We start from the raw sequence: 20,389 nt of genomic DNA, 5'->3' as shown, positions 1-20,389 counted from the left end.
CGTATTTCCCGGAAAGAACTCATTCCGGTTGGAGCCGCCGGCCGCGCTGGAAGAAAGCAACCGGTATGAGCAAGGCGATGGGGATTACCGCCCATGTCGCGTAACTCAGATACTTGAAATATTGCGTCAAGAATATGCGCGTTTCCGGAATATTATTCCAAAAAACCAAGCCTATAATAAGAATAGCTGCACCGGCCGGCAGGATTAAACGGCGAAATTTCACCCGGTTTGTTCCAGTTGTTTCGGCAATTGCGGCAATAAAAAGCCAGTAGCCTATGGCGGCGTTGACAACCTGCCCGGCAATCCAGATGGCTACTGCCAGTGCAGTTAACCATACGTTACGGCCGAATACGCTGTCATGAATCAGCTGCAGGGAGGGGATAAACGTGGCCGCAGTGTGTGCGGCTCCATGTATGCCGATGGAGAATATGCCTATACACATTAAAAAGGCCACCAAGAGAATGCTGAGCATCGACAGCTTGATTGTATCGCCCGCCTGTTTTGTTTTGGGCAAGAGCAGGAGCAAAACATAAGCAAGCGCAAAATGTTGCAGCATTGTGGCGGTGCCTTTTAAAACCGGCAGCCATCCGTTTGCCAGGACGGGTGTGAAATTCGTCCAGTTTACCTTGCTTATTGATGTAAATCCGATAACAAGGACAAGCGCCACCCCAACCAGCACGCCATATTCACTTATTTTTGCAATAGCGTGCAGCCCCCGCCGGACAAGATAGCCGGCGATCAAGACCGATATAAGCATGGTTCCAATGACGATCCGGTTGGGCCATTGAAAAGCAGCTTGACCGATGATTCCCGCTTTAAAAACGGGTCTGCTTGTACTGAGGATAAGCATGAGCAGGTAGATTGTCCCGGTTATTTGCCCGATCTGTGCACCAAAAAGGGAAACGGAGTATTTCATCACGCTGGAATCCGGAAAATGAAGGGCGAGTTTTAACAACAAGAATGTCACCGCCAACGCTATAATGGTGGCCAAAACCAAGGAAATCCACGCGTCGCGGCCTGCCTCGCGCGCTACGGTTTGCGGCAGGAAAACGTTGAAGTTGGCAATTAAAAAGACCAGCAGCATGGCATTAAGCTGGCGAACGGTAATGTGGTTTTCAGCCGGCAATTTTCTCCCTCATTTCATTGGATGTTTGAACTTATATTACCAAATGACTTTTCAGGTTATGCGTATGCCGGTAGCGGACAGGTGCCATGTGGAAACTACAGCGTCCCTGCCGTTTATATGATTTTAACCACCGCGGTTCCATGCGCCGGCACGGCAACCGGTTCAACCGGGTCAAATTCCTTGACAGCCCGTGGTGCCTCTGTTAAAATTAAAATGTTTGCTTGTGTATAAAAATCAGCGGTACAGTCCCCCGGGAGGTGGGCGGTGAAAACTCAAATGTGCAGTTTGGGTTATTTTTATGTTTGTGATAATTAAGACTTGCTCACCGGGGGTTTGACGGGAGGGATTGCTTTGGAACGCACATTTGACGTAATTATTGTCGGAGCCGGGCCGGCCGGGATTTTTACCGCCCTTGAGCTGGTGAAAAAACGTTCCGGTTTGAAAATACTCATGCTTGAAAAAGGACGCGACCTGGCCGAGCGCAAATGTCCTTCCCAGGAAAAGAACAGCGCCTGTTTCAACTGTGATCCCTGTTCTACCATTTGCGGCTGGGGCGGGGCCGGTGCATTCAGCGACGGCAAGCTGACCCTGTCCACGGAGATCGGGGGCAGTCTGGAGCAATACATTGGTGAAGAGCATCTTGGTGACCTGATTAGATACGTGGATGATATTTACCGGGAATTCGGCGCTCCGGAACAGGTTTACGGGCTGGAGCACGTGGAGTCGATCCGGGAATTTCAACACCGGGCGGCGCAGGCCGAGCTGAAGTTGATCCCGGTGGCCATCCGGCACCTGGGCACCGGCCGCTGCCAGGAGATATTACAGCGCATGGAGAATTTCCTGCTCGCCGCCGGGGTGGAAGTACGCACCGGCTCTCCGGTGGAGTCCATCCGGGTGGAGAACAACCGGGTGCAGGGTGTGGTTACCGCCGGCGGCGAGGTGATCCCGGGACGCCTGGTGGTGCTGGCGCCGGGCCGCGAAGGAGCGGCCTGGCTGACCGGTGAGGCGCGCCGCCTGGGGCTGCGCACCGAGATCAACCCGGTGGACATCGGCGTGCGGGTGGAATTGCCGGCGGCGGTGATGGAACCCCTGACGCGGGTTTTTTACGAGGCCAAGTTCATTTATTATTCCCGCGCTTTTGACGACAAGGTGCGCACTTTTTGCATGAATCCGTACGGGGAAGTGGTGATGGAAAATAACGACGGCCTGGTGACGGTAAACGGTCATACCCATGCCTATCATAAAACCGGCAATACAAACTTTGCCGTCCTGGTCAGCAAGACGTTCACCGAACCTTTCAAAGAGCCCATCGCCTACGGCCATTACGTAGCCAGCCTGGCCAACCTGCTCGGCGGCGGCGTGATTGTACAGCGGTTGGGGGACTTGCTGGCCGGACAGCGGAGCACGCCGGACCGGTTGAAAAAGGGGTTGACCGTACCTACTTTGACCAAGGCCACCCCGGGCGATTTGAGCCTGGTTTTTCCCTACCGGCATCTGGTGGCCATTGTGGAAATGCTCAAAGCGCTGGATGAAATCGCTCCGGGGGTTTATTCCCGCTACACGTTGTTATACGGAGTGGAGGTCAAATTTTACTCTTCCCGGCTGGCGTTGACCGGCGGGCTGGAGACGCAGGTGAAAAATCTCTTTGCCGCCGGCGACGGGGCGGGCGTGACCAGGGGGCTGGCCCAGGCTTCGGCGGCGGGAGTGGTGGCGGCACGTGAGATGCTGAAAAGCGGGAGGTTTGAGTAATGTCAACAGTTGTGCTTGTCGGATCCCAGTGGGGAGACGAGGGCAAGGGAAAAGTAACCGACTTTCTGGCCGAGCAGGCGGATCTGGTGGTGCGCTACCAGGGGGGCAACAACGCCGGCCATACGGTGGTGGCGGACGGCCGGGAGTTCAAGCTGCACTTGATTCCTTCGGGCATTCTGCATCCGGAGAAGCAGTGCCTGATTGGCAACGGAGTGGTCATTGACCCGGCGGTGCTGATCGGTGAGCTGGAGGACCTGGCCGCCCGGGGGATAAATACGGACAACCTGCGCATCAGCCCGCGGGCGCATGTGATTTTGCCCTACCACCAGCGCCTGGACCGTTGTGAGGAGGAGACCAGGGGCGAGCGGAAAATCGGCACCACCTGCCGCGGCATCGGCCCGGCCTATACCGACAAGACTTCCCGGGTGGGCATCCGCATGGCCGAACTGGTGGACGAGGAAGAGTTTTCAGTCTGTCTGGCCCGCAACCTGGAGGAAAAAAACAGGCTGTTGAGCCGCGTTTACGGCAGCGAGGAATACCGGCCCGATGAAATCCTGCCCGCCTACCGGGAGTATGCACGCCGGCTGAAGCCGTATGTGGCCGACGTTTCCATCATTGTCAACGCGGCCGTGGAGCAGGGCAAACGGGTGTTGTTTGAAGGTGCCCAGGGCACTTTACTGGATCTGGATCACGGCACCTATCCTTACGTCACCTCGTCCCATCCGGTGGCGGCGGCCGCCTGTCTGGGGGCGGGCATCGGGCCTACCCGGATCAACCGGGTGGCGGGAGTGGCCAAGGCCTATGTAACCCGTGTGGGCGAAGGGCCGTTCCCGACCGAACTGAAAGACAGCCTGGGCGACCACATCCGCCGGCAGGGGGGCGAGTTCGGTACCACCACCGGGCGGCCGCGCCGCTGCGGCTGGTTTGACGCCGTGGTGGCCCGCTATGCGGCGCGCATCAACGGCCTGGACTACCTGGCCGTGACCAAGCTGGATGTGCTCACCGGGCTGGAAACACTGCGTATCTGCACCGCCTACCGGCATGATAGCGATATCATCCGGGAATTTCCGCCCACCTTGAAAGAGCTGGCCGGCTGTGAACCGGTCTATGAGGAACTGCCCGGCTGGGCGGAGGATATCGGCGGGGTGCGCCGTTACGCGGACCTGCCGGCCAACGCCAGGCGCTATCTGGAGCGTTTGACGGAACTGTCCGGGGTGCCGGTGGCCATTGTCAGCGTCGGCCCGGGCCGGGAACAGACGATCATGCTCCGGGAGGTTTTTTAACACAAGTATGCTGCCACGTTGCAGAAAACAGCGTGCGGCTTGGCGGCATAAGCCGGACGGTCCGGTGACAGGCCGTAAACAGTGCTCATGCCTGAATCACAGTCAGGGCATTATATTATAAGGCTGTAACGATACGGCTTGCGTTAGTGCCGGGCCGTAAATTTTCCGGTTGACAGGCGGTCAAATCTGTAGTAATATAACTTGCGGTGACGTCTTGTTGAGCCATTAGCTCAGTTGGTAGAGCACCTGACTTTTAATCAGGGTGTCCGGGGTTCGAGTCCCCGATGGCTCACCATATATTCCGGCCCCATGGTCAAGCGGCTTAAGACACCGCCCTTTCACGGCGGTAACCCGGGTTCGAATCCCGGTGGGGTCACCAGCAACCCGTGTTTGAAGGCACGGGTTTTTTCGTTGCCGGGATAATTTTCCTGGCCCCGGACATAGGAATAATCAATGCCGGTGTGGAAATAGACGGCGGGGGTGATCCTGAAAAGTGTGGAACCAACTGGAGTCCAGCGTAACCTGCCTGCTGGTTGCTGTGCTCATTGCCCTGCTGACCATGTATCTGTTCACCAGACTGACCAAATATGACGATTGGGCGGAAATCGGCCGGGGCAATGTGGCGGCGGCACTGGCCCTGGGCGGCAAGGTGCTGGGCGTGGCCAATGTAATCCGTTTTGCCGTTTTAACCAACGGCGGCGCCCTGGAAACCGTCATCTGGGGCCTGGTGGGCATGATCTTGTTGTTGTTGAGCTACCTGGTTTTTGAATGGCTGACGCCTCGCCTGGACGTCAACCGGGCCATCGCCGAAGGCAATGTGGCCGTCGGGGTGATGTCACTGAGCTTTTCACTGGCCCTGAGTTTTTTGATCGGGGCGGGCATTTCGTAAACCGTTATCACCGTTTTTTGCCCGCCTGAGCGCGGATAAGCAAGTCAAAGAGCGGCTGCGGGCCGGAGCGGCACTTGTCAACCGGCAGCTTCCCGGGACTGTGGCAGGTTGCCGGTGCCCCACACGGGAATTGTTTTTTGACTATATTGCCGGTATGATCAGCTAAACCGGCCGGCAAAACCATCTGCGGCCGGAAGTCCCGGCCGGGGGCGAACTGAAAATTTTAAAAGGGGAGATTGGTATGGGATTGTTCAAGCGGATTAAAGACTTGCTGGATGCAAACATCTCCGATTTAATCAGCAAGGCCGAAGACCCGGAAAAGATGCTCAATCTTTATGTGGAGCGCGCCACTCAGGAGTTGAAGGAATTCAACATCCAGGTCAACCGGGCGGTGGCCGACGAATTGATGCTGCGCCAGAAAATTGAAGCTTCGGAGAAAGAAATGGAATCCTGGACCGCCCAGGCGCGGGTGGCGGTGCAGCAGGGACGGGACGACCTGGCGCGCATCGCCCTGGAGCGCAAGCAAACTGCTCAGAACAACCTGGAAAGCTACCAGACGCAGTTGGCCGATCAGGAAAAGGCCGTGGCCGAGTTGCGGGAAAACTATCGCCTGCTGGAAGAAAAGCTGAACAAGGCCAAAGCCGAACGGGAGCAGTTGATCATTCGCCAGCGCCGGGCCAAAGCGATGAAACAGGCCAACGAGGCGGTCAAAGAGGTTTCTGAGGGAAGTGCCATGGCCGACTTCGACCGCATGCGCGACAAGGTGATGCGCACGGAAGCAGAAGCCCAGGCCAGCCGCGTGGCGGTAAGCAGTTCACTGGAAGACGAATTTGATCAACTGAAAAAATCGGCCGGACAGCAGAACGTGGATGATGAACTGGCCCGCCTGAAGGCGGAATTGGGCAAGGAGCAGCAATAAACGGATGGGACGGTGCCGGCGTCCCGTTACCGGGTGTGCTGGGACGGGGGGCGAACCTCCGTCCCGGGCGGGAGCAAAGATGTACGGCCGTTAAAATGCCGTCGCATGCCTTTTCCGGCGGTCGAAACGGCCGGGCGGCGGTACCGGCGGCGCGGCCGGCTTGCAATGACCGCCGTGGCAACCGGGGAACGGGCCGGCTGCCGGTCCCCGGGGGCGTTGCGGCAGGGGAAACCGCCTCTTCTTGAGCGAACGGCGGGAACACCGGCCGAACAACGCGTCCGGACAGGCCATTGCGGCCGGATTTGTCCCGGTGCAACGTGTGGCGCGCAGGGAACTCCCATTTGACTGGCGGCTATTGCGCGCCGGGGGGTGAATGAGATTGACACGGTATAAAGCACTAAAAGGGGCCGCTTTCCTGTTTGCCCTGCTCTTCCTGCTGGTTGTGGCGGCCGGGCCGGCCCTGGCCCGGGGCGGTTTTTCCTCCGGCGGGCGGTCCAGTTTTTCTTCTTCCGCCGGCCGGAGTTTTTCCTCCGGGCACAGTTACTCCAGCGGCGGCCGCAGCTTCGGCGGGTTTTTCGGTTCATCCAAGGCACCGCCGGCGGCAACGGCGCCCGTGGAGACATCCGGATCGCCTTCCGGTACGGGCGGCAGCGGTACCGGTACATCTTTTGGCCGCGGTTATGCCACCGGAACGGGCAGTTTTTCCACCCCCCGGCAGGTGAACCCGCCCACTTTGTACCACGGTTACAGCAGCGGCCAGGGCAGTTACAGCACCGGGCAGCCTTCTTACAATACCGGACGCGGTTCGTATAACGGCGGCGGGGTGCCCGATACAGGTACCGGACAAATGCGCTTTCCGGCCAAACCGCCGGTGGGTGTTTTCGGACCGGCCCCGCAGCCGCCGGCCTACTACCACAACTATTACTGGGGGATGCCCCTGTGGATGCACCTGTTCTTTCAGCCCAACTACTACTATACGCCCTGGGGCTACCATTTTTTCGCCCCGCGGCTGCTCACCTGGCTGGCCCTGTTCTGTCTGGGCGGGCTGGCGGTGTCTTACCTGATTGACCGGGCGCGCCGGCGTTAGCCCGCATCCGGTCACCGGCTAAAAATATGATCGGGGAGTGATCTTGCTTGGAATTTCTGGACGGCAAGCGTGTTTTCATCCGCCGGGACCGTGAGGACAACGGCTTTGACGGAGTGGTCACCCAGGTGCGGGGAAAATGGATTTATATCGCCGTGGCCGATCCGGATCCGGCCGGCTTTGACGGCATTTGGGTAAACACGGACTTACAAAGGGAAATCGCGGTGCTCAAATAACCTAACAACAGTCTGTAATCTGATGGCATCAAACCCGCCTGTCCCCGGCCTGCAAACCGGGCACAACAGGCGGGTTAATTATCCAATCAGGCCGGTAAACCGCCAATGCTTGCCGGCCCGCCGGCAACTGCTTCAATCTTCCCATGGCGCCAGGCGCGGTTTGGGATCAAGAATGGAGAGATATTGCCCGTTGTTCCCGTAACGCCCCGCCGGATCCAGCTTTTTGTAGCGGTAGTACTTGGCCAGCCGGTCGGCCGGTTTCATCCAGCCCAGATGTTTGATGCGCAGGCTGCTATTGGCTCCCTTCAGTTCCGCGATGTTTAACGGCAGGCGGCCGCAGTGCTGCGGGGTTTCGCGCCAGCGGCCGGAAAAGCCCGGGAGGTGACGGACCATAAAGGGCCGGTGAAAGTGGTGGGCGCACCAGCAGGCGTCCTCGCGGTAATGCCCCTCGTCCCACATATCATACAGGCGGAAAGAGTACACCATGACTTCCGGATCAGCCGCCAGCCGGGGCAGTTCCGCCACCGCCCGTTCCTCGAAGATTTCATCGGCGTCCAGGAACAAAAGCCATTCCGGGTTGGTGCCCGCGGCCAAATCCCAGAGCTGTTTACGCAATACAATTTCATTGGCGAAAGACGGTTCCCGGTTGGAAACAAGCAATAACGGCTTACCGGCCAGGACCCGCCGGCAGACGGCCGCGGTCTGGTCTTCGCTGGCGTCGTCCAGAATGACGGCGCTGTCGATGTACTGCGCTGCATGCCGCAGCACCTTTTCCAGGTAGCGGTCCGCCTCATTGCGCACCAGCATGGCCAGGGTGATCCGGCCACGCTTTGGCAAACCGGTTTGCGCGGACGGAAAATGCATTTTCTTAAAGTCAGCCAGTCCGGCCAGGTCCGCTTCCCGGTAAATGTGATAGACGGGGTAGTGTGTGTCGGCGTAAAGCTCCAGTCCCAAAGCGGCCGCCCGGATGCAGAAGTGCCGGTCCTCCCCGGTAAACCCCAGGTTGTATATTTCACTGAAAGAAACGCCGGCATGCAGGGCTTTTTTGCCGATCAACGTACACGCGCCCAGTCCCCCCACCCGGTAAGTCCCGGGATGGCGCAGCAGTTCCAGAAATTCCTGTACCCGGTGCGCCGTCTCTTGTTCGTTAATATTTTCATCGCGCCCGGTGGAGTAAAGCCGGTATTGATCGCCTTCCCAGACCTGGGGCAGGGGAATCAGATCCGGCTGCCACCGGGTCCAGAAAACCCCGGAAACGATGTCCTTCCCCAGGGTGCATAAATGGGAAAGCAGCCGCGGGTGCAGGACCAGATCCGAATCCACCAGGAACAAAAAATCATATCCTTCCGTCCGGGCCAATCTAATCAGGCGGTCTTTGTAGGCCGCCACTTTCCAGATCAAACTTTCCCGCCAGTGGTGGGTGTTTTCATCCCGGTGGTAAATGTCCGCACCTTCGCCGCCGGGGAAAATGCGCACCGGCCGTCCGGCGGCGAACTGCCGCAACAGATCCCTTCCCTCCCCGTCATCGATAAAGGCGTAGTCAACCTTTAGTCCGCCGGTTTCCAGATGCTCCAGCGACCAGAGAAATTCCTTCAAAATCACCGGTTTTTGTCGCACCGGACTGGCGATCAATACACCTGGCATGGATGATCCCTCACCATTTTAAATTCACCGGCGGCCAGGCAAATTCCGCCGTGATCAGTGCCAAACAGCTGGCGGCCAGGGAGGAGAGCGCCGGCAGCGGTCTTAGCCAGGCGCCGGCCAGTCCGTATGCCAAAGCTCCGGTGTAAACAAGCATTTCCCTGGCGGCCAGGTACAGGTATCGCACCGCCCGCCCTTGCCCGCCGGGCGGATGTTCCGCCACCAAGCGCACGAATTCCCGGCAGTCTGCCGCGGGGTTTTCCCCCCGGCCGCAGGTGTCTAGAATGATCAGCAATAGCAGGATCAGGGCCAGATTGTTTTCACCCTTCGCTAACAGTTGATTATACAAAAACTTTTTTTCCGTTAAGGGAGCGAATTGTGCCAGCCCGGCCCAGTCCGGCCGCAAACCGGCTTTTTGTGTAAAGTCCAGGATGCGCGTCAGCGGATAGAGCATCCGGGGGGCCAGGCGGAGCGCCTGGAAATAGTCCTTTGCCGCTTCCGCGGGGCGGTCCGAAAGGCTCAAGGCATCCCCCAACAGGCTGTGAATATGATGGGGCGCCAGGAGCGCGGACCGGTGCAAAGCGGACCGCAGTTCCGTAATGGCCGGTCCGTAACGGTTTGCACTCAAAAACGAAAGTCCCTGGAGCAGTTGCAAATCGGCGTCGGCAGGCAGCAAGGCTGTCGCCCGCTCCACGGTACGGTTCAGTTTTTCCCTTTGACCGGTTTTGAAAAGGCCCAGACAGAGCAGGAGCAACAGATCGCGCAGGTAGCCTTCGCCGCCGTCCATCAGGGCCAGCGCCCGTTCCAGACACTGAACGGCATGGCTGTGCCGGCCGCAGTTGAAATATTCTATCCCCAGGCTGTAAAAAAGAAACGGATCGGCCGGCTTTTGAGCCAGCGCTTTTTTAATCACGCGGATGTTCCGGTCATGTTTTTGCCGGGCGGCCACCCGTTCATCCAGATAACCGTAATGATGGATCACCAGCGGGGAGCTAGCCAACCCCCCGCCCCGGTTTGCCCTTTTGATCGCCCCCGCCACCTGTTCGTGAATCGCACCGGCAAAACGGTAGCCCGGGCGGTTTTTAAACAGCCGCACCACCTGGTCGTGTGCGCTCCCGGCGCCGTTCCCCAGGTGATTTTGGATGTGTACGAAATAGCCTTCGGTTTCCGTGTTGGAGAGCAGCCGGGCAAATTCCTCCGCAGTCACCGGGGCCAGCATTTCATCGGCGTCCAGCACCAGGATCCATTCCCCGCCGGCCTGGTTCAGGGAATAATTGCGGGCGGCGGCAAAGTCGTCATTCCAGGCGAAGTGAAATACCGTCGCCCCGCAGGCCGCGGCCACTTCGCAGGTGCGGTCGGTGGAACCGGTATCCACCACAATGATTTCACGCACCAGGTGCCGGGCGCTGTCCAGGCACGAAGCCAGGCAATCTTCTTCATTGCGGACGATCAGGCACATGCTTACGGACGGCCGGCCGGACATGGCCAAAACCCCCCTGCCGGGCCGAATTTAAGCATGGCCAGTTTGCCGGCGGCACCGGCCCGGTCAAGCAAATAACAGCGGAGGGCGGCGCAGCTCGCGGGCGAAAGGCCGGTCAGCCATTCAACCGCCCTTTCCGTCAACTGCCGGTAGCGGGCCGTTTCTCCGTCCGCTGTTGAGAGAGCGCGCAGGCAATATTCCACTACAGTGAGCACGGTCCGCACTACTGTCGCTTCACGGTTTTTTTCCGGCCGCAGGCCGCTGTGGCCGTTTTCGAGCAGGGAAATCAGCACCAGCTGGGCCAGCGCCTCACTGCGCCCGTCCGGCCGGCGCCACAGGGACAGGGCACGGCTTCTGGCGGCGGTAAAATCCCGGTTCAGGATTAGGGCAACCACTTCGTCTGTTACCGAAGACGGATCACCCCCTGCTATTGCCAGGCGGCCGAACAGTAAAAGCGCCTGTTCCGGACGGCCGGCATACAGGTGAAAGCGGGCCGGATGCTGCCTCAGCGGCGCGGAAAGACTGTCCCCGTGCGCCTCCAGACAGGCAGCGGCCAGACCGGGATAACCGGCTTCGAAAAACAGATCGGCCAGCAAAGCGGACTGCTTCAAACCGGACAGGTATCCGGCCCGCTGAAAGCATTCAAAAGTCCCCACGGCTCCCTTTTCCACCAATGTAAGCAAAAAAAGATTATACAAGGGGTAAATATAGTCCGGGTTGATCGCCAGCGCCCGACAGTAATAGCCCGACGCCTGCCGGTGATCACCCATTTGCTCATAGCAGTGGCCGAGATGAAAATATGAAAGAAAACTTTCCGTGCCTTCGAGGTGATAAAACAGAGCCGGCGGCCGGCCGCACTGCAATGCCTCTTGAAACCATTTGACGGCGGCGGCATATTCACCCTTTGTTTCAAGCAACAGCCCGCCGGCGAAAAGTACATCGCTATAAAAAGGATAGCGCCGGCATTCCTCCAGGCACAGGCAGATAGCCTCATCCAGACGGTTTAAATGCGTAAGGCAGGAAAGCAGGTGGTGCAGGGCCGGTAAACGGAACAATAGTTGGGCATCCGTCAGCTGGCGCAGGGCCTGTTCAAAACAGGGCAACGCCCGCTCCGGCCGGCCCAGGGCCAGCCATTCCACACCCAGATAATACTGCCGGAAGGGGGCGGGCAGTTCCCCGGCCGCCCGTTGCAAGAGCTTCAGGTTGCGGCCCCGTTTGCGGTTGCGCTCCCGGCCGCCGCCGGTGTGGTGCCGGATCAGCGGCCCTGCGGCCACGCCCGTCTTTTCCGGGTACGCGACCACCACCTGTTCGTGAATACTGCCCTGGAAACGGTAGCCGCAACCGTTGCGGAAAAAACGCAGCACGTAATGATATTGTCCCGGGGAACCATCCCCCTGTGCCCGGTTGTAAAGAGGGAGAAAATAAGCCTCGTAGCCGTCCTTGTTGCCTGTCAGCGCACGCAGATCGCCGCTGGCCGGATCCAGTTCCTCATCGGCGTCCAGGGATAATATCCAACCGCCGTTCGCTCTGGCCAGGGCGAAGTTGCGGGCGGCGGCAAAATCGCCGTCCCACGGATAATGGTAGACCCCGGGGGTGTACCGGCAAGCGGTTTCCACTGTGCGGTCCTTTGAACCCGTGTCTACAATTACGATTTCGTCCACGGCACCTTTTACGCTTTCCAGACAACGGGGAAGGGTGGCTTCTTCATCGCGTACGATCATCACCAGGGTTATGTCCGGGTTCATTTTTCCGCCGCCTCTTGTAAAATTTTATGCGCATCGTCCGGGCCGGGAAAAATTTGCTCCGCCTTTTGAATGATACTCTGACGCATTTTTTCATACAACCGGATCAGCCGCATATAATGCTGCGGTTTACCGGGATCTACAGCCAGCGCCCGCTGGTACAATTCCACCGCGGCCAGGTATTCCTGCCGCTTTTCTTTTATTTCCGCCAGCAAAGACAGGGTTTCGGCACAGTCCGGGTGCTCATGCCGGTCGATTTCCAGGTAGTGTTCCGCCGCATCCAGGTAGCCGTAGCGGTGATAGATCCGTCCGACAGCCACGGCGTTTTGCCGCCGGCAGTCCGTGGTCAGGCCTTCCAGCAACCGGGACGCCAGTTCATTTTCCCCCAGATCAAGTGTGCGGGCCAGAATGTCCAGCAAAAGGGCCATTCCTCCTTCCCCCGGAGCGGCCTCTGGTTTCCCCTTGCCCGGGGTGCCGATCAATAATGTGACCACCGTTTCCGTATCCGGGGACAGTCCCAGGGCGAAAAGCTCTTTCGCCAGGTCTTTTGCTTTGCGCTGCTTTCCCTGCCACCAGAAGCAAAGAAGTTGATTCATTCTGGCCAGCGGGTAAAGCGGCTGTGCCGGATGAAAACTGTCCAGTATCCGCAGCGCCTCCAGAAAGCGCCTTTGCTGTGCCAGGCAGACGGCCCTGTAGAGCGATATTTCCCCGTCCGGATTCCCTTCCGTCGCGCCCCGTTCCAGATATTCCAGCGCCGGCACGTAAGCCTGCTGTTGGAAGAACATCCGCCCCAGCAATAATGCGGCCCCGGGGGAGCAAAAATCACAGAGCTGTTCCAGGCATTTTTTTGCGTATGCCGGCTCCTCCCGCGGTCTTAACAGGCGGATAATGCTTTCCAGGGCGGGCAGGAAAGATGGATTGTCCCGGAGGCTTAAAACGTAATAGCGCATCGCTTCGTCTTCATTTAAAAACATTTCGGCCAGCCGTCCCAGTTGGTAACAGGCGCGGAATCCGCGTACACCGTAAAAGGAGGCGAAATAAACCGGTTGACCGGGCGTGGCCAGCGCCTGTTGGAAAAATTCAACCGCCCGGCCGTACTCCCCCCGGTCGAAACAAATCATACCACCATAGTAGTACAAATCCGCGTAGTGGGGAAAAAGCTCCAGTCCCTGCCGGATAATATCCAGCGCGGGGGCATATTCACAGGCGGCGTAACAGGACAGCACAATGTGCCGCAGCAGCTTGGGCAGATAGATGGTCTGCGGATCGATGCCCTGCGCCGCTTGAAGCAACTGCTCCGCTGCTTCTTTGTATTTTTTCGCCCGGTAAAGCTCCACGCCGTAATGATATCGCAGCAGGCGGTTGCCGGGGGTGGCGGCCAGTTCCCGTTTGAGCAGGGTCAGATTGCGGTCTATTTTACCCTTTTCCGCGATCTGCCGGTCCAGGTAGCCGTAGTGCAGGATGACTATTTCTTCAGCCGCCCGGTAGCGGGCGCGGTTGTTTTTTTCCAGGATTACATCCACAATTTGCTCATGGATGCTCCCCCGGAAACGGTAGTCCTTGTGGTTACGAAAAAGCCGGAAAACCAGATCCGCACAGGGTTCGAGATAACCTTCGCTACCCAGATAGTTGATAATCTGCACAAAATAACCGTCCACCGCATCCCCGCCGGCCAGCCGGCGCAGGGCCTCCCCGCTTCCGGCGGCCAGTTCCTCGTCCGCATCCAGGAATAAAATCCAGTCCCCGCTGGCCAAATCCAGGGAAGCGTTGCGGGCATCGCTAAAATTGTCGTTCCAGGGGAAAAAGTGCACCCGGGCACGGTATTCCCGTGCTATTTCAGCTGTGGCGTCGGTGGAGCCCGTATCCACGACGATGATTTCATCCACCGCCCCGGCTACACTTTTCAGGCAGCGGCGGATGTTTTGTTCCTCATTTTTTACAATCATGCACAGACTGATTTTGGGTTCCATAATCTTGAGCTCCTGTGACATTTTTATCTAATTTATGCAGCAACTTAATCACCTTCCACTGCTGGAATGAATATCCTGTTGGCATAGGAAAATTATCCCGGGATAAGGTAAAAGGGGGACAAAAAGTGCCAAACTTTAAAATCTTTCAGGATAACCCGGAACAGGCGAAGATAAAAATCTTCGGTAATCAGAATGTCGCCCTGAACACGGACGCCACCGGCAACCTGGCCATTACCAGCACGGGCCTGGCCGTTACCGCCCCGGCCGGCGGTTTGATGATCACCGCGCCGGCGGAAGGCCTGGCCATCACCCCGCCGGCGAGCGGCCTGACCATTACCAGTACGGGATTGGCCATCACCAGCGCCGGGCTGGCGGTGACCGCGCCGGTAAACGGTTTAATGATCACAGCGCCGGCAACCGGTCTGGCCATCACCCCGCCGGCGAGCGGCCTGACCATTACCAGTACGGGATTGGCCATCACTAGCGCCGGTCTGGCTGTGACCGCGCCGGTAAACGGCTTGATGATTACCGCACCGGCGGAAGGCTTGGCCATCACCCCGCCCACCGGCGGGCTGATGATTACCAGTACCGGTCTGGCTGTACAGGCCAGTCTGGCCACCACCGACGTATCGGCGACCAGGGCCAATATCACAGATATTGCAGGCAGTCCGGATCAAACCCATACCGTGCTCAACCTTAAAACCTGGTCACTGGGTGTGGTCAATGCTTCCACCACCATCGCCCCGGCCACCGTCAAACTCCAGATCAGCCCCGACGGCACCAGCTGGCTTGACGAGGCCGGCCCGGTCACCCTGAACACCGGGGATGTCACCGCCCTGGTATCGGCGGTCTTCCTGAAATACGCCCGGGTTTATTATGCGGCGGTCAACGCGGCCAGCGCCGTCACACTGAACATCTTCTTCCAGGGGCAGAGCTAAAAAATTACGGGAAGGCCGCGGGGCAACCCGTTCCGGCCTTCCCGTTCATGATCAAAATCACCCGGCAGACGAAGGCAGGCCGGAGAATTGATTGTTAATATAAGCTACCGGCATAAAAATTTTCGTTTGCAGTTTGAAATGGAAAATGTTTTGGAGGTGTCAGCAGTGAAAATGCGTTCGGAAGTTGTCCGGAACGGGTACGGATTACGGGAAGTGGAAGTGGTGCCTGCATTGGGGCAGCGCTCAAACGCCTGTACCGGGGCGGAAAAAACCGTGCCGGAGCGGGCGGGCGGCGCCGGGCTTCTGGTGCCGGTGGTTGTCCTGGCGTTCGGGCTGCTTGGCGCCGTGGCGCTGGGAATTTTTCTATTGTTCCGGGGCAGGAATGGTGCCCCCTGTCCGGGGCCGCACTTTACCAGCATTGAAGAAAACGAACTGATCAGCAAGAACTCTGAAAGGCACAGCAAAATCATAGATGTTTCCCGGATCAGGACATTTTCCTTTCTGGTGCGCAATGCCGGTCCCAATCCGGTGGTGGTGCAGCCGGAACTAAGTCCGGACGGAATAAACTGGAGTTCGTTCGGGGAATTGGCCTACCTGCTTAATCCGGGGGAAAAGCATTTGTTTGCGCCACAGCTCTTTTTGCGTTATTCCAGGATTAAGTACCGGAACAAAATACCGGGCCGGGATACGGTGCTCACCGTCTGGTTTCAAGGGCAGGGATAAATTTACTTTGCTCCGGGCCCGTGCAGGGACTTTACGGGCCCGCCGGCCCAGCCCGCCCGGATGCGGCCAAAACATACTGGCCCGTGTCCGTTCAGCAAATTCTCCGGCTGCTCATAAAAATCACTGTCTGGTACTGGTTTATATCAGGCGGTTGTGGCAGACAATACATTTGAGACAGTTGTTAGAAGGGTAAAGCTGTTTCACCCTTCCCGGGATAATAGAAAAGCATTGATGGGTGGCCGGTTTGTGGATAAGACCAGAATTTCCGATCGGCAAACTATATTCTTACTGGTTAACCTGGTGGGAGCCACGGCATTGATTGCACTGCCCGTGGTGGCTTCCGGGTATGCCGGCCGGGACGCCTGGATGACCGCCGTGCTGGGTACGGTGAACGGCTTTCTGGTGGCTTTTCTGGTTGGCGCGCTGGGCCGGGAATTCCCCGGGCAGACCATTGTCCAGTATGCGGTGAGCATCTTGGGGAAGATACCGGGCAAGGCGGTCGGCCTGCTTTACCTGTTCTTTTTTATTCAGCCCCCGGCCATTGTAGTCCGGGAGTTCGGCGAATTGTTGGCTGTTAGCATGCTGCCCACCACGCCCCAGATTTTATTCGCCATGCTAATCGTTTCGGTGTCCGCATATGCGTTGTATTATGGTTTGGAAGTGTTGGCCCGGGTGAATGAATTGCTTTTTCCGCTGATTATTGTTTTATTTTTATTTATCCTGTTTTCAGTAGCTGAACATATGGAACCGGCAAACCTTCTTCCTGTGATGGAGCACGGCATTAAGCCGGTTTTGCTGGCATCCCTGGGACCCGCCTCATGGCGCGGCGAAATCATCCTGCTGGCCATGTTTTTACCCATGCTGGCCAGACCGGAACGCGGCGCCAGGGATGCCGTCATTTCCACCCTGGCTATTGGGATGGTTCTGTTTGTTGCCATGCTTGTCATTACGATGGTGTTTGGAGCGAGCACGGCCCGGTTGAGCTTTTCCGTGTATGAACTGGCCAGGCTTTCGACATTCGTTGCCACCCGGCTGGATGCGATCTGGATGATCATCTGGATTGTCGGCATATTTGCCAAGATCGGGCTTTGGTACTATTGCGCCGTGCTTGGCACCGCCCAATGGCTGAACCTGAAAGACTACCGGATATTAATCGCTCCCATTGGCGTGATCATCGTCGCGGTTTCCATGAGCCAGTATAATACTTCAACCGATATGATCAACTTTATCGCCGGGCCGTGGATATCTTTTGCCTACCTTTTCGAATGGTTTATCCCGTTGATTTTGCTGATCTGCTCCCGGTTTAAAAGCAGTGTGCCGGCGGCGGGCGGTTGAACTTCTTTTTTCCGTAAAAAAACAAAGGTAATTACTCCCGCTGTAAAATGACACGTTCATCTTGCGCCGGCCGGCCGCATATCATGATGAACGGAGAATACATTCAGCGGGGGGTGGAGCCGGTGTTATTGCGATCACCCCTGGTTTCGGTTGTTATTCCCTGCCGCAATGAGGGGGACTACCTGCGGCAGACATTACAATCGATTTTCCGGGCCGGCGGGCCGGAGCGGGAAATCATTGTCGTTGATGACGGTTCGGATGACGGCTGCTGTGATTTTTTACGCCGTAACCCTTTGCCCGGAGTGCAACTGCTGGCCGGCGGCGGCCTGGGGGTGGCTAATGCCCGCAATTTCGGCGCGGCGGCGGCAAAGGGTGACTGCCTGTGCTTTTGCGACGCCCACCTGTTTGTACCCGCCGGCTGGCTGGATAAAATAACCGCCCCCATACATGACGGGCGGGCCGATGTGGTTTGTCCGGCCATTGCTGATGCCGGAAATACAACAGCTGTGGGCTACGGGGTTACCTGGGACGGTCAACTCCAGTGGCAGTGGCTGCCCCCGCCCGCCCGGGAACCGGCTTATGTGCCCCTGGCCCCCGGCGGTTGCCTGGCGGTGAGCCGGCGCGCATTTGAAGACGCCGGCGGTTTTGAAAGCGGTTTCAGGGTTTTCGGTTATGACGACCAGGAGTTTTCGTTAAAGATGTGGCTTTTCGGTTACCGGGTGCTGGTGGAGCCGGCGGTGACAGTGGTGCACCGCTTCCGGACGGCGCATCCCTACCCGGTGGGCTGGGCGCCGGTGATCCACAACCGGCTGCGCATGGCCCTGCTGCATTTTAAAGAAGAACGCATCGCCCGGGTGCTGGAAATGACCAGGCCACATGCGGAATTCAGTGCCGTAATGGCCGGCCTGTGCCTGGGGGACATCTGGCGGAAAAGGGCGGATTACTTGAAACGGCGCCGGCACAGCGACGACTGGTTTATGGAGCGGTTCGGGATCGGGTTTTAGGCCGGGTCTTGACTTTTTTTCCGTATTCGCTATAATTAAGTGTGATGCGGGTGTAGCTCAATGGTAGAGCATCAGCTTCCCAAGCTGAGGGTTGCGAGTTCGATCCTCGTCACCCGCTCCAGTAACAGCAAGGCCTCCGGGGATCGGGGGCCTTTTGCTTTGGGCGGTTTTACTGCAATTTTATGGAAACGGTCTTATTTTTTACGGTATATCCCGGCGGGGACGGACATAGAATTTTGAAAGTGATTTTGCTGGTGGCTGTGGTTTCCACGGACATCCGGCCGGGAAGCGGGTTGCCGGTAAAATGTCATGCCGGGTCTTGTCCGTCCGGAGAAGGTGCAGTATAATATGAAGAGGTTTGGGAAAAGGAGGCATATATTGTCAGATGGGCAAACATATCAAAACTGTCAACCGGCCCGTGCTGGCGGCCAGCATAAAGGGCCGCGGTTGTGGCGAGTGTCAGACATCCTGCCAGTCGGCCTGTAAAACCTCCTGCACGGTAGGGAACCAGGCCTGCCGGAAAGAGCAGGACAAGTAACCGCCGAAACCTGATCCCACGCGGGATGAGGTTTTTTTCTTGACCTGCAATGGGACGGGTTGCGCGTCCGGCGCCGGAGTGATTGCGGGAAAATGCGTATTGTTTGTTCCAGGCAGGTTATATAACAAGGACTGTTGGGGGGTTGGGCCGGTTGTTCCGGCTGTTGAGTGATGATACACAAGTTTTGTTTTGATGGGCGGAAGATGGTGCTGGATGTAAACAGCGGCGCTCTGCACGTGGTGGACGATTTAACCTGGGAGCTGTTGGACGGCTATCCGGACTTTACCCGGGAGGAACTGACGGCCCGTTGTAGCGGCCGTTATCATGCGGCGGACATAGCGGAAGCACTTGATGAAATCAGTACTTTGGTGAAGGAGGGCCTGCTCTTTTCACCCGATCCTTTGAACGGCCGGTACGACCCGCCGGAAAGCGGCGTAATCAAGGCGCTTTGCCTGCATCTGGCCCACGACTGCAACCTGTCCTGCCGCTACTGTTTTGCCGGCCAGGGGCATTTCAACGGGCCGGCCGGGCTGATGCCGTTTGCAGTGGGGCGGCAGGCGCTGGATTTCCTTTTTTCCCGTGCCGGCAACCGTCGGCATGTGGAAGTGGACTTTTTCGGCGGCGAGCCGCTGCTGAACTTCGGAGTGTTAAAAGAACTGGTGGCCTACGGCCGGGAAAAGGCGGCGGCCGCCGGCAAGCAGATCAAATTCACCGTCACCACCAACGGGGTGCTGCTTACGCCGGAAACGGGGCGCTATTTGAATGAAAACAACCTGGCGGTGGTGCTCAGTCTGGACGGACGGCCGGAAGTACACGACGCCATGCGTCCCTTTCCCGCCGGCCGGGGTTCCTACGCTTTGGTGGCGGAAAATATCCGCCGCTTTGTGGCCACCCGGCCGGAGCAGGAATATTATGTACGGGGAACCTTTACCTGTCACAACCTGGACTTTGCGCAGGATGTGCTGCACCTGGCCGGCCTGGGGTTTGAACACGTTTCCGTGGAGCCGGTGGTGGCCCCGTACGAAGCGGAATACGCCCTGCGTCCGGAGCATGTGCCGGCTGTTTGCACGGAATATGAGAAACTGGCCGGGGCCTTGCTGAAGCGCATCCGCCGCGGACAAAAAATCAACTTTTATCACTTCAATATTGATCTGGACGGCGGCCCCTGCCTGCCCAAGCGCCTGTCCGGCTGCGGCGCCGGACATGAATACCTGGCTGTGGCTCCCGACGGCAGCCTGTATCCCTGCCACCAGTTCGTGGGACGGCCCGGTTACCGTATGGGGCACGTGGCGTATGGCATTGATACTCCGGAACTGGTGCAGGTATTCCGGCAGGCACATGTTTACAACAAGGAAGACTGCCCCGGGTGCTGGGCGCGCTTTTTCTGCAGCGGCGGCTGCCATGCCAACGCGCATGCCTTTCACGGCAATCTCAGTCAGCCTTATGAACTGGCCTGCCGGCTGATCAAAAAACGGCTGGAATGTGCATTTTACCTGAAAACCGAACTGGCCGGCATAAAAATATGATGATCTTGGGCGCTTTGCCGGTGAATTCCGGCAATTCAGACAAGATACAACTGAAGTCGCAATTGCCCGGTCATTTTCCCTGTGATATAATACTGCTGGCTCTATCGACAAAAGACGCCAATTTTTGTATGCCGGGCCAGGCAACCCATAACAAGGGGCGGAGTTGCAGGTTGCAGCGTGCAGGCCGTCATACACCGGGGAGTAGT

At 57.9% G+C, this 20,389-nt stretch carries 17 protein-coding genes and 3 tRNA genes; 15 read left to right on the top strand and 5 right to left on the bottom strand.

Translation table 11 applies throughout. The features are described from left to right. Window positions 1-19: 19 nt before the first annotated feature. Window positions 20-1,126 (bottom strand): GerAB/ArcD/ProY family transporter, encoded by a 1,107-nt coding sequence (locus A6M21_RS12485; RefSeq protein ID WP_066669286.1) that lies wholly within the window; start codon window positions 1,124-1,126, stop codon window positions 20-22. Window positions 1,127-1,477: 351 nt separating this feature from the next. Here A6M21_RS12485 and A6M21_RS12480 point away from each other — a divergent pair, with 351 nt between their 5' ends. From A6M21_RS12480 to A6M21_RS12445, 8 genes are all read left to right on the top strand, one after another. Next, on the top strand, window positions 1,478-2,875 hold the full coding sequence (locus tag A6M21_RS12480) for an NAD(P)/FAD-dependent oxidoreductase (protein ID WP_066669285.1): 1,398 nt from the start codon (window positions 1,478-1,480) through the stop codon (window positions 2,873-2,875). After that, window positions 2,875-4,158 (top strand): adenylosuccinate synthase, encoded by a 1,284-nt coding sequence (locus A6M21_RS12475; protein WP_066669284.1) that lies wholly within the window; start codon window positions 2,875-2,877, stop codon window positions 4,156-4,158. Before A6M21_RS12480 ends, A6M21_RS12475 begins: the two co-directional genes overlap by 1 nt. 219 nt (window positions 4,159-4,377) lie before the next feature. Continuing rightward, window positions 4,378-4,453: transfer RNA gene (locus A6M21_RS12470), tRNA-Lys, on the top strand. An 8-nt stretch (window positions 4,454-4,461) separates the two neighbouring features. Further along, window positions 4,462-4,537, top strand: a tRNA-Glu gene (locus A6M21_RS12465). A 114-nt stretch (window positions 4,538-4,651) separates the two neighbouring features. Further along, window positions 4,652-5,047: a DUF350 domain-containing protein gene (locus A6M21_RS12460; protein ID WP_066669277.1), complete on the top strand. Its 396-nt coding sequence runs from the start codon at window positions 4,652-4,654 to the stop codon at window positions 5,045-5,047. Between the two features lie 241 nt (window positions 5,048-5,288). Continuing rightward, entirely contained in the window at window positions 5,289-5,966 is a 678-nt protein-coding gene (locus tag A6M21_RS12455) for a PspA/IM30 family protein (RefSeq protein ID WP_066669272.1), read from the top strand. A gap of 379 nt (window positions 5,967-6,345) precedes the next feature. Further along, entirely contained in the window at window positions 6,346-7,053 is a 708-nt protein-coding gene (locus tag A6M21_RS12450) for a hypothetical protein (RefSeq protein ID WP_066669271.1), read from the top strand. Window positions 7,054-7,100: 47 nt separating this feature from the next. Continuing rightward, window positions 7,101-7,286 (top strand): hypothetical protein, encoded by a 186-nt coding sequence (locus tag A6M21_RS12445; protein ID WP_066669270.1) that lies wholly within the window; start codon window positions 7,101-7,103, stop codon window positions 7,284-7,286. A 132-nt stretch (window positions 7,287-7,418) separates the two neighbouring features. Here A6M21_RS12445 and A6M21_RS12440 read toward each other — a convergent pair whose 3' ends face one another. Genes A6M21_RS12440 through A6M21_RS12425 form a run of 4 tightly spaced genes read right to left on the bottom strand, consistent with a single transcriptional unit; the run spans window position 7,419 to window position 14,119 of the window. Next, complete coding sequence (locus A6M21_RS12440; protein ID WP_066669269.1) at window positions 7,419-8,930, bottom strand: glycosyltransferase family 2 protein; 1,512 nt, start codon at window positions 8,928-8,930, stop codon at window positions 7,419-7,421. Between the two features lie 10 nt (window positions 8,931-8,940). Further along, window positions 8,941-10,410 (bottom strand): tetratricopeptide repeat-containing glycosyltransferase family 2 protein, encoded by a 1,470-nt coding sequence (locus tag A6M21_RS12435; RefSeq protein ID WP_066669268.1) that lies wholly within the window; start codon window positions 10,408-10,410, stop codon window positions 8,941-8,943. Next, entirely contained in the window at window positions 10,389-12,152 is a 1,764-nt protein-coding gene (locus tag A6M21_RS12430; RefSeq protein ID WP_066669266.1) for a glycosyltransferase, read from the bottom strand. The genes A6M21_RS12435 and A6M21_RS12430 overlap by 22 nt, the downstream gene beginning before the upstream one ends. Continuing rightward, window positions 12,149-14,119 (bottom strand): tetratricopeptide repeat-containing glycosyltransferase family 2 protein, encoded by a 1,971-nt coding sequence (locus A6M21_RS12425; protein WP_066669324.1) that lies wholly within the window; start codon window positions 14,117-14,119, stop codon window positions 12,149-12,151. Before A6M21_RS12425 ends, A6M21_RS12430 begins: the two co-directional genes overlap by 4 nt. Window positions 14,120-14,244: 125 nt before the next feature. On the opposite strand from A6M21_RS12425, the gene A6M21_RS12420 reads away from it, so the two are divergent. From A6M21_RS12420 to scfB, 7 genes are all read left to right on the top strand, one after another. After that, window positions 14,245-15,057 (top strand): DUF6385 domain-containing protein, encoded by an 813-nt coding sequence (locus A6M21_RS12420; protein ID WP_066669263.1) that lies wholly within the window; start codon window positions 14,245-14,247, stop codon window positions 15,055-15,057. Window positions 15,058-15,228: 171 nt separating this feature from the next. Beyond that, window positions 15,229-15,780, top strand: coding sequence for a DUF6385 domain-containing protein (locus A6M21_RS12415; RefSeq protein ID WP_242868842.1), 552 nt, complete (start codon window positions 15,229-15,231; stop codon window positions 15,778-15,780). 246 nt (window positions 15,781-16,026) lie between these two features. Beyond that, window positions 16,027-17,115 carry a GerAB/ArcD/ProY family transporter gene (locus tag A6M21_RS12410; protein WP_161486059.1) on the top strand — a complete coding sequence of 363 codons (1,089 nt, stop codon included), beginning with the start codon at window positions 16,027-16,029 and terminating at the stop codon, window positions 17,113-17,115. A gap of 83 nt (window positions 17,116-17,198) precedes the next feature. After that, on the top strand, window positions 17,199-18,119 hold the full coding sequence (locus A6M21_RS12405) for a glycosyltransferase family 2 protein (protein ID WP_161486058.1): 921 nt from the start codon (window positions 17,199-17,201) through the stop codon (window positions 18,117-18,119). Between the two features lie 46 nt (window positions 18,120-18,165). After that, window positions 18,166-18,240: transfer RNA gene (locus tag A6M21_RS12400), tRNA-Gly, on the top strand. A gap of 264 nt (window positions 18,241-18,504) precedes the next feature. Next, a complete protein-coding gene (gene scfA, locus A6M21_RS12395) occupies window positions 18,505-18,657 on the top strand; it encodes a six-cysteine ranthipeptide SCIFF (protein ID WP_066669258.1) in 153 nt (50 codons plus the stop codon). A gap of 170 nt (window positions 18,658-18,827) precedes the next feature. Further along, window positions 18,828-20,183, top strand: a complete 1,356-nt coding sequence (scfB, locus tag A6M21_RS12390; RefSeq protein ID WP_066669257.1) for a thioether cross-link-forming SCIFF peptide maturase — start codon at window positions 18,828-18,830, stop codon at window positions 20,181-20,183. The last annotated feature ends 206 nt before the right edge of the window (window positions 20,184-20,389 follow it).

The sequence above is a fragment of the Desulfotomaculum copahuensis genome, from assembly GCF_001655685.1.
Taxonomy (GTDB): domain Bacteria; phylum Bacillota; class Desulfotomaculia; order Desulfotomaculales; family Desulfovirgulaceae; genus Desulfotomaculum_G; species Desulfotomaculum_G copahuensis.
Note: the sequence above shows the minus strand (reverse complement) of the source record. Positions and strands in the feature narration are given on the sequence as shown.

What these genes read in the sequence shown, in the direction of transcription:
- A6M21_RS12475 (WP_066669284.1), top strand. Translation starts at nt 2,875, where the DNA reads ATGTCAACAGTTGTGCTTGTCGGATCCCAGTGGGGAGACGAGGGCAAG.
- A6M21_RS12455 (WP_066669272.1), top strand. Translation starts at nt 5,289, where the DNA reads ATGGGATTGTTCAAGCGGATTAAAGACTTGCTGGATGCAAACATCTCC.
- A6M21_RS12440 (WP_066669269.1), bottom strand. Translation starts at nt 8,930, where the DNA reads ATGCCAGGTGTATTGATCGCCAGTCCGGTGCGACAAAAACCGGTGATT.
- A6M21_RS12435 (WP_066669268.1), bottom strand. Translation starts at nt 10,410, where the DNA reads ATGTCCGGCCGGCCGTCCGTAAGCATGTGCCTGATCGTCCGCAATGAA.
- A6M21_RS12430 (WP_066669266.1), bottom strand. Translation starts at nt 12,152, where the DNA reads ATGAACCCGGACATAACCCTGGTGATGATCGTACGCGATGAAGAAGCC.
- A6M21_RS12425 (WP_066669324.1), bottom strand. Translation starts at nt 14,119, where the DNA reads ATGGAACCCAAAATCAGTCTGTGCATGATTGTAAAAAATGAGGAACAA.
- A6M21_RS12415 (WP_242868842.1), top strand. Translation starts at nt 15,229, where the DNA reads ATGCGTTCGGAAGTTGTCCGGAACGGGTACGGATTACGGGAAGTGGAA.
- A6M21_RS12405 (WP_161486058.1), top strand. Translation starts at nt 17,199, where the DNA reads ATGATGAACGGAGAATACATTCAGCGGGGGGTGGAGCCGGTGTTATTG.
- scfA (WP_066669258.1), top strand. Translation starts at nt 18,505, where the DNA reads ATGGGCAAACATATCAAAACTGTCAACCGGCCCGTGCTGGCGGCCAGC.
- scfB (WP_066669257.1), top strand. Translation starts at nt 18,828, where the DNA reads ATGATACACAAGTTTTGTTTTGATGGGCGGAAGATGGTGCTGGATGTA.